The 272-nt window shown below is 54.8% G+C and carries 1 protein-coding gene; it reads right to left on the bottom strand.

Annotated elements, in window-relative coordinates; translation table 11 throughout:
- The coding region (locus tag H5202_RS23810) for a hypothetical protein (protein WP_220494006.1) at nt 1–272 on the bottom strand (272 nt) is incomplete at both ends.

The raw sequence follows: 272 nt of genomic DNA, 5'->3' as shown, positions 1-272 counted from the left end.
ACTTCAACGTCAAAGCCGTTGTCGAGCATGTCTTGAGTGACAGGGCCGTTAAATAGGGTGTTGCCATTGCCGTCAGTGACAATCAAGGTGTCGCCAACTTGAGTGCCAGTCGCTAGCGTCACGGTGGCGGTCACAGTGCCGTCAGTACCGATCTCATCGCTGTTGAAGATACCATCGCTGCCCATGCCGCTGAATTCAACGATTGGTGCAGGTGCGGCAACATTGTCCACAGGCTGGTTGTCAGTAGCTGTTGCAGATGGGTTGCCGGCGAT

The sequence above is a fragment of the Shewanella sp. SG41-4 genome (genome assembly GCF_014164505.1).
Lineage (GTDB): Bacteria > Pseudomonadota > Gammaproteobacteria > Enterobacterales > Shewanellaceae > Shewanella.
The sequence above is the reverse complement of the archived record's forward strand: the minus strand, read 5'-3'. Positions and strand labels throughout refer to the sequence as shown.